This window comes from Streptomyces sp. 13-12-16, assembly GCF_002114215.1.
In the GTDB taxonomy this organism is placed as follows: Bacteria; Actinomycetota; Actinomycetes; order Streptomycetales; family Streptomycetaceae; genus Streptomyces.
In genome coordinates, this window is the sequence record NZ_NCTE01000244.1 from 1 (window position 1) to 9661 (window position 9661).

Consider the following 9661-nt stretch of genomic DNA (forward strand, 5'->3'; position numbering starts at 1 on the left):
CCGCATGAGCGCCGCACGGGAGGGCGCGCCGGCGTCGTGGGAGGTGTTCCTGCGGGCCCGCAGGGGCCTGGCCCACCAGCACGTGGGGTCGGTGCGCGCCGCCGGCCCGGACGCGGCCCTGGCCGCCGCCCGCGACCTGTACACGCGCCGGGGCGAACCCCTGTCGCTGTGGGTGGTCCGCTCCGACGCCGTGCACACGGCCTCCCCGGACGAGCGCGACCCGTACTTCGCGGGAGCCCGCCACAAGCCGTACCGCTACCCCGAGCACTATGCGCCGCTGACCGAGAAAGGCCCCGAAGGTGAGCACCACGAGTGACGTCGAGGCGGTGCGTCCCGGCACCCTGCCGGGCGAAGCGCCGTCCGCCGCCGATCCCGATCTCGCCCGGCACCTGACGCGCCTCGGCGACGACGCCCTCGTCCTCGGCCAGCGGCTGTGCCAGTGGATCACCCGCGCGCCGACCATCGACGAGGACCTGGCCCTGTCCAACATCGCCCTCGACCTGATCGGCCACGCCCGCGCCCTGCTCACCCGTGCCGGCCGCCTCGACGGAACCGGCCGCACCGAGGACGACCTCGCCTACGCCCGCTCGGAGCGCGAGTTCACCAACGCCCTGCTGACCGAACTCCCCAACGGGGACTTCGCCGTGACCGTGGCCCGGCAGCTCGCCTACACCCACTACGCCGTCCTGTACTACGAGGCCCTCGCGCACTGCGCCGATCCCGAACTCGCCGCGTTCGGGGTCCGGGCCGCCAAGGAGGTCGCGTTCCACCGGCTGCACGCCGACCGCTGGACGGTGACGCTGGGACGCGGGACCACCGAGAGCGCGCGCCGCATGCGGCACGCCCTGGAGCGGGTGTGGCCCTACACCGGCGAACTCTTCGAGGAGGACGACGTGCCGCGCCGCCTGGCCGCGTCCGGGACCGTGCCCTCGCCGGCGCCCCTGCGCGAGACGTGGCTCGGACGGGTCGGCGAGGTCGTCACCGAGGCGGGACTCGCCGTGCCCACCCCCACATGGTCGGCCACCGGCGGCCGCGCGGGCCTGCACACCGAGGAGTTCGGGCCGCTGCTGGCCGATCTGCAGTCCGTGCGGCGGCAGTTCCCCGGAGGAACCTGGTGAGCGGGCCCGTACCGGTCACGGCCCGCCTCTCCGCCGAGGAGGTGCGCGAGCGGGTGGCCGCGCTGCCGGACCCGGAACTGCCGGTGATCGGCCTCGGCGACCTCGGCGTGGTGGGCTCCGTCGCCCCCGGCGCCGACGGCGTGCTGGAGGTGGAGATCACGCCCACCTACCTGGGCTGCCCCGCGCTGCCCGAGATCACCGCGGCGGTGCGGGAGGTCCTGACCGCCTGCGGCCACCCCGCGGGCCGCGTCCGGCACGTCCTCTCGCCCCCCTGGACGACGGACCGCATCACCCCCGAAGGGCGGCGCGCACTCGCCGCACACGGCATCGCCCCACCCGTGACCCCGGCTCCCGGCAGCCCGGTACCCGTCGCACTGGGCGCCGTGCCCTGCCCGCACTGCGGCTCCCGGGCCACCCGGCCGCACAGCGCCTTCGGGCCGTCCCGCTGCCAGTCGGTGCTGTGGTGCACGGCGTGCCACGAGCCCTTCCCCCACCTGACCGCGCTGTGAGGCCGACCGTGAACACCACCCCGCCCGCCCTCCTCGACGAGGCACCGGCCGGTCCGCCCCGCCGCACCGGCCGGCACCCGCTCGACGTCACCGAGGTCCGTCGTCTGAGCGCCGACACGGTCGCCGTCACCCTGCACGTGCCCACCGCACTGCGCGACGTCTTCGCCCACCGCCCCGGCCAGCACGTCGTCGTCCGGCACCGCCGGGCCGGCACCGAACTGCGCCGCAGCTACTCGATCTGCCCGCCACCGCACGCCCCCGGGGCGCTCCGCCTGGTGATCAAGCGGTCCGGTCCCGGTGGTTTCGGTGAGCACGCCACCACCCGGCTCGCCCTGGGAGAGCGCCTGGACGTCTCGCCGCCCACCGGCACCTTCGCGCTGCCGGAGGTGCCGGGCGCCCACCACATCCTCCTCGCGGGCGGCACCGGCATCACCCCGCTGGCCCCGATGGCCACCGAGGCGCTGCGCCGGGACCCCGCCTGCCGCGTCAGCCTCGTCCACTCGGTCCGTACCTGTGCCGACGCCGTACTGGCCGATGAACTGGCCGAGCTGAAGGACGAGTTCGTCGACCGTCTCACCGTCCTGTACGTACTGACCCGGGAGGACCGGGGGAGCGGTCTGTCCGCACGGCGGCTGGACGCGTCCGGAGTGGGCCGGCTGCTGGCGGCCGTGGACGCCCGGCCGGGCCCGGACACCACGTTCGCCCTGTGCGGGCCACCCGGTCTCGTCGCCACCGCACGGCACGTCCTGGCCGGCCTGGGAGCCGACCCCTCACTCGTCCGCTGGGAGCTGTTCGCCGCCGACGGCGCCCCGCCACGGCCGCCGGAACCGGCCGGGCAGGCCCCGAGGGCGGGGGAGCACCGGGTCACCGCCCTGCTCGACGGGCGCCGTCGTGCCGCCACCGTGCTGCCGCACGACCCGGTCCTGCTCGACGCACTGCTGCGCGGTCACCCCGACGTGCCGTACGCCTGCCGTGAGGGCGTGTGCGGCAGCTGCCGCGCGAAGGTCCTGTCCGGAGGGGTGACGGCGGACGGCCAGCACGCCCTGGACGAACGGGACCGCGCCGCCGGCTACACCCTCGTCTGCCGCGCCAGGCCCCGCACCCCCGAGATCACCCTCGACTTCGACGCCTGACGCGCACGCCGGGACCACGTCCGACTTCGACGCCCGATCCCCACGCCACCCCTCAGCGAAGGAGACCCACGATGACCGCCACCGCCCGCCACACGGGAAAGACCGCCCTGGTCACCGGAGGCAGCCGGGGCATCGGCAGAGCCGTCAGCCACCGCCTCGCCCGCGAGGACGCCCTCGTCGCGGTCCACTACGGCCACGACCTCACGGCCGCAGAGAGGACCGTCAAGGAGATCCAGGCCGACGGCGGACGCGCCTTCCCCGTCCACGCCGAACTCGGCGTCCCCGGCGACGCCGACACCCTGTGGTCCGCCTTCGACGAGGCCCTGGCGGAGCAGGAGGCACCCGCGGGCCTGGACATCCTCGTCAACAACGCGGGCATCACCGTCCCCCGCCCGATCGCCCAGGTGACCGAGGCCGACTACGACCGCGTCTTCGCGATCAACACCAGGGCGCCGTTCTTCATCATCCAGCGCGGACTGGACCGCCTGCGGGACGGCGGCAGGATCGTCAACATCTCCTCCGTCGCGACCCGCCTCGCCTTCCCGCCGCTCGTCTCCTACACCATGTCCAAGGCCGCACTCGACCACCTCACCCTCTCCCTGGCCCAGGAGCTGGGCCCCCGGGGCATCACCGTCAACGCCGTCGCGCCCGGTTACACCGAGACGGAGATCAACCCCACCCTCGCCGTCCCGGAGATCCGGCGCCGCTACTCCGAGGCCTCGACGTTCGGCCGGCTCGGCGACCCGGTGGACATCGCCGACGTCGTCTCCTTCGTCGCGAGCGACGACGCCCGCTGGGTGACCGGCCAGTGGATCGACGCCTCCGGCGGCGCCCACCTCGGTGTGTGACCCGTACGCACCCCTGGGAGATGTGATGAACGACCGCATGACCGCCCTCGACGGGCCGGCCGTCGACGACGCCCTGACCCGCCCCTTCGAAGGGGCCAGTCCCTACGACACGTACGTGCACGCGTCCGTCCTGAACACGCTGCAGCAACCGCTCACCGAGGCCCCGGACGAGATGGGGTTCCTCGTCACCACCCAGGTGATGGAGCTGTGGTTCACCCTGATCGTGCACGAGTGGCGCACGGCCAAGGTGGCCTTCGCCAAGGACGACCTGCCCGCGGCCATGGACGCGCTGGTGCGCAGCCGCCGCGCGCTGACCGCCCTGGGCGGCGCCTGGGCGCCCATCGCGGCCCTGACCCCCGCCCGGTTCAACGGCTTCCGCGCCGCGTTCGGCCGGGCGTCGGGCTTCCAGTCGGCGATGTACCGGCACATGGAGTTCCTCCTCGGCGACAAGTCCGCCGGACTGCTCCGCGCCCACCGCGGCGACCGGGCCGTCCACGAGGCGCTCGCCGAGACCTACCGCGAACCGTCCCTGTACGACGAGGTGCTGGCCCACCTCCACCGCCAGGGCCTGCCCGTCCCGCGCCACGTCCGCGAGCGGGACGTCACCACCCCCTACGACAGCGACCCCGGCGTGGTGGACACCTGGCGGCACGTCTACGCCGGACCGCAGCACCATCCCCACCTCGCACTGGGCGAACTGCTCACCGACATCGCCGAACTCGTCACCCGCTGGCGGTCCGACCACGTCCTGGTGGTCCGCCGTGCCATGGGAGCCAGACCGGGCAGTGCCGGATCCGCCGGCCTGGCCTGGCTGGAACAGCGCGCGGCCCGGCCGGTCTTCCCCGAACTGTGGGAGGTGCGCGGTGACGTCTAGGACGATCTCCGCCTTCGCGGCCGAGGAGGAGCGGCGGGTCCTGAGCCTGAAGCCGGTCCTGGCACCGGTGCACGGCCGCTACGGGGACCACCCCCACCACTCCTACGACGCCTGGCCGTCCGAGGACCCCGACGCCCCGCTGGTGATCCTGCTGCACGGCGGTTACTGGCGCTACGACCGGATGCACCTGACCCCGTTCGCGGCGTGGCTCTCCGCCCAGGGGTTCAACGTGCTGCTCCCCGGCTTCCGCCGGTCCGGCGGCGCGGGCGGCCATCCCGAGACCTTCGACGACGTCGCCCGCATCGTGGACACGTTGCCCGAGGGGCGGCCCTACGTCCTGGCGGGGCACTGCTCCGGCGGGCACCTGGCCCTGTGGTGCGCCGCCCGGGGCCTGCTGCCGCCCGGCTCCCGCTGGCACACCCGAGCCCTGCCGACGAGCGTGCTCGCCCTCGCGCCGATCACCGACCTCACCGCCACCCGCCGCGACCGCCTCAGCAACGACGCCGCCCTGCAACTCCTCGGCGGAGAGGAGCACTTCACCGCACGCCTGGCCGAGGTGGACCCCATCACCCTGCTGCGCGACGCCGGCACCACCGGCGTCCCCACCGTGCTGCTGCACGGGGCCGCCGACGAGGAGGTCCCGCTCACGCAGTTCAGCGACTACGCGGCCGTGCACCGGGACCTCAGGACGGTCGTCCTCCCCGGCACCGGCCACTACACCCTCATCGAACCCGGAGCACCCGGCGCCCGCACGGTCGCCGACACCCTTCGGGACATGGCGGCCGCCTTCACCCCGACGGACGGCGGTCGCGCGGGCGAGGAGGCCGCACACCGATGACGACCGCACTTCCGGCAGCCGCCGCCCTGCACGAGCAGGCCGCGCGACTCGACGCCGACGACCCCTTGGCCGGCCTCCGCGCACGCTTCCTGCTCCCGCCGGACATCGTGTACCTGGACGGCAACTCACTGGGCCCGCTGCCCGCCGCGGTGCCGGCGGCCCTGGAGGACGTGGTACGGCGCCAGTGGGCCACCGGACTCATCGGCTCCTGGAACGCGGCCGGCTGGTGGGAGGCACCGCAGCGCGTGGGCGACACCATCGGCACGCTCATCGGGGCCGCGCCGGGGCAGACGATCGCGGGCGACTCCACCAGCGTGCAGCTGTTCACCGCGCTCGACGCCGCCGCCGCGCTCCGCCCGGACCGCCCGCTGCTGGTCACCGACCCCGGGCACTTCCCGACCGACCGCTACCTCGCCGACGCGGTCGCCCGCCGTCGCGACCTGAAGGTACGGCACGTGCCACCGGCGGACCTGCCGGCCTTCCTCGCCACCGAGGGAGAGCAGGTCGCCGTCGTCAGTTGCTCACCCGTCGACTTCCGCACCGGCGAGCTGCACGACATGCGGGCGCTGACCCGGGCGGCCCACGACGCCGGGGCCCTCGCCCTGTGGGACCTGTGCCACGCCGCCGGTGCCCTGCCCCTGGAGGTCGACGCCCTGGGCGTGGACCTGGCGGTCGGCTGCGGCTACAAGTTCCTCTCCGGCGGCCCCGGCGCCCCCGCCTTCCTCTACGTGGCCCGACGCCACCACACCGCGCTCGAGACGCCGTTGCCGGGCTGGACCGGCCACGCCGATCCCTTCGCCCTCACCCCCGCCTACGAGCCCGCGCCCGGCATCGCCCGCGCCCGCATCGGCACCCCGCCGATCCTGTCCCTGCTCGCTCTCGAAGCGGCTCTCACCGCCTTCGACGGCGTCGACCTGGCCCAGGTCCGTGCCAAGAGCCTGTCCCTGACGGGCTTCTTCCTGCGCTGCGCGGACGCGCTCCTGGCCCCTCTGGGCTTCGCCTCCGTCACCCCTGCCGACCCCGGCCGCCGCGGCAGCCAGGTCGCCCTCCGGCACCCGCAGGCCCGGGGGCTGGTCGCCGCTCTCGCCGAGCACGGCGTCATCGCCGACATGCGCGCCCCCGACCTGCTGCGCTTCGGTGTCAACGCCCTCTACACCAGCCACGGCGACCTGCTCACCGCCGCGCTCCGCCTGCGGGAACTGACCCGGAACGCCTCCTACGCCCCCGTCCCGCCGTCGGCGGGGCCGGTGACCTGAACGCGACGGCCCGCCCGCCCCGGCGAAGACACGGCCTTTCCGGCCGCACTCGCCGGGGCCGCTCGACGGGTTGAGGACCTGAGGTGTCTTTCTCGGCCGTGCCGTCGCCCTGTGCTGTTACGGACGACTCATCCTCCTCACCACATGAGGCATGGTGTCAATTGATGATCTCGGCGCGGTCACTCGGGCGAATCGCGGCCAGCCGATCTCGCCATATGCGCAGAGCTTCGGGTGTCTGTCGCGTCCAGTCGGTGACCTCGCCGACGATCCGGAGCGGTTCCCTGCTGCGATAGGAGCGGGTGGGATTGCCGGGGAACTTCTTGTCGGTGACGTTGGGATCGTTCTCGAACTCCCCGGTCGGCTCGACGACATACACGTGCGGGACCCCGTCGCCGGCGGCGAGTTCGGCGGCGAGTCCCGCGCCGTCACGCAACGCGGTGAAGTAGATGTGGTTCATCACGATCTCGGGCCGGTAGTTGGAACGGAAACCGGCGGTGAGGTGATCTCCGACCTGCAACTCGGCCTTCGTGCCGTGGAAGAAAGGTCCCTCGTCCAACGCCTCGTCCATCACCACAGGTTAACGCGCCGAGCTGTTGTGGAGCCGTCCAGGACGGCCCGGATACCGTGAATGACCTGTGGATGCCCCGCATCCGCGCCCTGACCGACCGGACGGTGCCGCTCCCTGCACCTGCCGCCGCCGGACGCGCCCGCCTCCGTGAGGAACGAAGCGGCCTCCGGCCACCTCGACACCCCGCCGCCCTCCGGTCCTCGTACGTCGGTCGCGGCAGGTGCCGCCGTCAGGAGGACACGGTCAAGGCCAGGGAGGCGACCGCGGTGGCGAGGTAGAAGCCGGGAAACGCGAGGTTGTAGAGCACGCGAGCGCGCAGGTGGAAGACGATCGCGCCCAGGTAGAGCAGGACGAGACCGCAGGCCGCGGCGACACCGAGAGGGCGCAGTGCGGCGACGAAGAGGCCGAGGAGGAGGCCCGCCGCACCGGCCAGCTTGAGGGTGGCCAGCCAGGGGAGCCAGGATCGGGGGACACCCACCCGTGCCGAGTTGGCGAGCACGAAGCGTGCCCCGGTGAGGTCGGCGACGGCGATACCGACGTTGACGACGGCGGTGAGCAGGGTGACGACGAGAAGCGCGAGCTGGGTACCGGTCATGCCTCCAGGGTTCGCAGGCACCTTGATGCCGTCCAATACCTGCTTCTATAACCTGGCGGCATGGACGTGGACACGCGCCTGCTGCGGTACTTCGCCGCAGTGGCGGAAGAGGGCAGCCTGACGGGGGCCGCGAAGAGGCTGTTCGTCTCGCAGCCTGCGCTGACCAAGCAGATCCGGCGCCTGGAGGACGATCTCGGGGTACGGCTCTTCACGCGTTCGCGGTCGGGGATGGCGCTGACCGAGGCCGGCCGTGAGTTCGCCTCGCGGGTGCCCGCACTGCTGGACGGCTGGGACGAGGCGGTGCGGGCGACCGGCAGTGCGGCGCGGGTGCTGCGCCTGGGCTTCCTGGACGCGGGCGCGGTGGGGGCCGTCCCCGAGGTCATCGCCGAGTTCCGCCGCACGCAGCCGGAGTGGCGGGTGGAACTGCGGCAGTTCGACTGGTCGGACCCGAGCGCAGGCCTGGCCCGCGGTGAGGTGGATGCCGCAGTGGTGCGGTTGCCGTTTCCGGGGCAGGAAAGCTTCGCGGTGCGGGAGCTGTTCGTCGAGGAGCGCGGGGTGCTGCTGCCGGCTCGGCATCCGCTGGCGGACAACGAGACGGTGGAGTTCCGGGAGCTGCGGGACGAGCCGTTCGTCGCGGCCGGAGCCGAGACCGGAGCCTGGAGGGAGCACTGGCTGGCGTCGGAGGAGCGGGACGGGCACCCCGTCCGGGTCGGCGCCGTCACCAGCCGTCCCGACGAGTGGCTCGGAGCGGTGGCCGGCGGCTGCGTGGCACTGGCCCCGGCGTCGGCGGCCCGTTTCCACCCCCACCCAGGCGTGGTGTTCCGTCCGGTCCGCGGGGTCTCACCGAGCCGGGTGGCGCTGGCCCGGCCTCGGAAGCGGACTCACGAGACGGCGCTGAACGAACTGCTCCAGGCCGTCACGCGGCGACTGCACCGGACCTGACGACGGGGCCGGCAGGCCGCCGACGCGCTGCCGCGACCGCTTCGGACTCCTTCCACGGACTCCACCCGCCCCTACAGGTTGACGAAACCCATGAGGGCGCCCCGCCGCGTCGACTGAGAGAACGCGATGCCCGCGTACGGCGTGGAACGGGTGGCCGGAACATCCTCGTGCCGGCGGGAAGGCCCTGCGCTTAGACAAAGCAGCTCAGGACACGATCCGCTGCCGGAGTACTCAGCGGTCAGGGCCTGCTCGACGCAGGGACGGCAGGGAATGAAAGTGTCGACGCCGGTCACCTGCAGCACGCGTCGGACAGGCAGCCGGGCGCTGGCAATGCGTACCCACCCCGCTGCCTCCGTTGCCCGCAGATGCGCCGCGACGAAGACGTTGATGCCGGTGGAGTCCATGAAGGTCACCCCGCTGAGATCAGCGACGATCCGCGTCGACGCGGTCCCTTCCTCACCCAGCAGGGCCTCGCAGAGCATGTCCTGTACGTCGTGATCGATCTCGCCGCGCAGAGTCACGATACGCATCCCGCCGATCACACGGTGTTCGGTGAAGAGACGGCCTTGCCGGTCGGCTCGGTCGGTGTGAGTCACGGTCTCCTCATATGCGGTCCGGGCGCGCCCCCTCAGCGACGGGACGCAGGTGTTTCTGTCCCGCCGGCACGATCGGATGCACCAGGGTGTGCGGTCGCGCACGCCAGGTACGGCATGCGCGGCGGTAGCCGGGGTACCGGCGCGTTCGCAGCTGGGAGGTTGGAGGACGAGACCGGCGGATGCTCGCCACCTTCATCGCGGGAGCGGTGGTGACCGGTGGGGCGGCCCGGGTGTCCGGCCGCCTCCCGACACGCTGGAGGCGGTCACCACCACTCTGATCCAGGCCGCGGTCCCGGCACGGCCTTCCCGCTGGTCGTCCCGCCGGTGAGCCGCGGGAAGGCCGGGCCGGTGGCGGCCGTGGCACAGGAGGGGCGGGGACGGGGG

Annotated in this window: 12 protein-coding genes; 9 read left to right on the plus strand and 3 right to left on the minus strand. The window is 73.4% G+C overall.

All coding sequences use genetic code 11. The features are described 5' to 3' along the window. Nucleotides 1–4 precede the first annotated feature (4 nt). From paaB to B7767_RS10935, 8 genes are all read left to right on the plus strand, one after another. Nucleotides 5–316, plus strand: coding sequence for a 1,2-phenylacetyl-CoA epoxidase subunit PaaB (gene paaB / locus B7767_RS10900; protein ID WP_085572033.1), 312 nt, complete (start codon nucleotides 5–7; stop codon nucleotides 314–316). A gap of 10 nt (nucleotides 317–326) precedes the next feature. Beyond that, nucleotides 327–1118, plus strand: coding sequence for a 1,2-phenylacetyl-CoA epoxidase subunit PaaC (gene paaC, locus B7767_RS10905; RefSeq protein ID WP_179167103.1), 792 nt, complete (start codon nucleotides 327–329; stop codon nucleotides 1116–1118). Next, nucleotides 1115–1627: a 1,2-phenylacetyl-CoA epoxidase subunit PaaD gene (gene paaD, locus B7767_RS10910; protein WP_107485984.1), complete on the plus strand. Its 513-nt coding sequence runs from the start codon at nucleotides 1115–1117 to the stop codon at nucleotides 1625–1627. Before paaC ends, paaD begins: the two co-directional genes overlap by 4 nt. Before the next feature lie 8 nt (nucleotides 1628–1635). After that, a complete protein-coding gene (locus B7767_RS10915; protein WP_179167102.1) occupies nucleotides 1636–2760 on the plus strand; it encodes a 2Fe-2S iron-sulfur cluster-binding protein in 1125 nt (374 codons plus the stop codon). Nucleotides 2761–2831: 71 nt separating this feature from the next. Then, the gene (locus tag B7767_RS10920) at nucleotides 2832–3608 is read left to right on the plus strand and encodes an SDR family oxidoreductase (protein ID WP_085572023.1); all 777 of its coding nucleotides are present in this window, start codon (nucleotides 2832–2834) and stop codon (nucleotides 3606–3608) included. Nucleotides 3609–3633: 25 nt separating this feature from the next. Then, nucleotides 3634–4482 (plus strand): tryptophan 2,3-dioxygenase, encoded by an 849-nt coding sequence (locus tag B7767_RS10925; protein ID WP_085572024.1) that lies wholly within the window; start codon nucleotides 3634–3636, stop codon nucleotides 4480–4482. Then, a complete protein-coding gene (locus B7767_RS10930; RefSeq protein WP_085572025.1) occupies nucleotides 4472–5320 on the plus strand; it encodes a S9 family peptidase in 849 nt (282 codons plus the stop codon). The genes B7767_RS10925 and B7767_RS10930 overlap by 11 nt, the downstream gene beginning before the upstream one ends. Further along, entirely contained in the window at nucleotides 5317–6576 is a 1260-nt protein-coding gene (locus B7767_RS10935) for a kynureninase (RefSeq protein ID WP_085572026.1), read from the plus strand. The genes B7767_RS10930 and B7767_RS10935 overlap by 4 nt, the downstream gene beginning before the upstream one ends. A 157-nt stretch (nucleotides 6577–6733) precedes the next feature. On the opposite strand, the gene arr is transcribed toward B7767_RS10935, so the two are convergent. After that, nucleotides 6734–7144: an NAD(+)--rifampin ADP-ribosyltransferase gene (gene arr, locus B7767_RS10940; protein WP_085572035.1), complete on the minus strand. Its 411-nt coding sequence runs from the start codon at nucleotides 7142–7144 to the stop codon at nucleotides 6734–6736. Between the two features lie 229 nt (nucleotides 7145–7373). Beyond that, on the minus strand, nucleotides 7374–7739 hold the full coding sequence (locus B7767_RS10945; protein ID WP_085572027.1) for a DoxX family protein: 366 nt from the start codon (nucleotides 7737–7739) through the stop codon (nucleotides 7374–7376). Nucleotides 7740–7799: 60 nt separating this feature from the next. On the opposite strand from B7767_RS10945, the gene B7767_RS10950 reads away from it, so the two are divergent. Continuing rightward, nucleotides 7800–8681 carry a LysR family transcriptional regulator gene (locus B7767_RS10950; protein WP_085572028.1) on the plus strand — a complete coding sequence of 294 codons (882 nt, stop codon included), beginning with the start codon at nucleotides 7800–7802 and terminating at the stop codon, nucleotides 8679–8681. Between the two features lie 71 nt (nucleotides 8682–8752). Here B7767_RS10950 and B7767_RS47925 read toward each other — a convergent pair whose 3' ends face one another. Then, nucleotides 8753–9277: an STAS domain-containing protein gene (locus tag B7767_RS47925; RefSeq protein WP_306297955.1), complete on the minus strand. Its 525-nt coding sequence runs from the start codon at nucleotides 9275–9277 to the stop codon at nucleotides 8753–8755. Nucleotides 9278–9661: the final 384 nt, after the last annotated feature.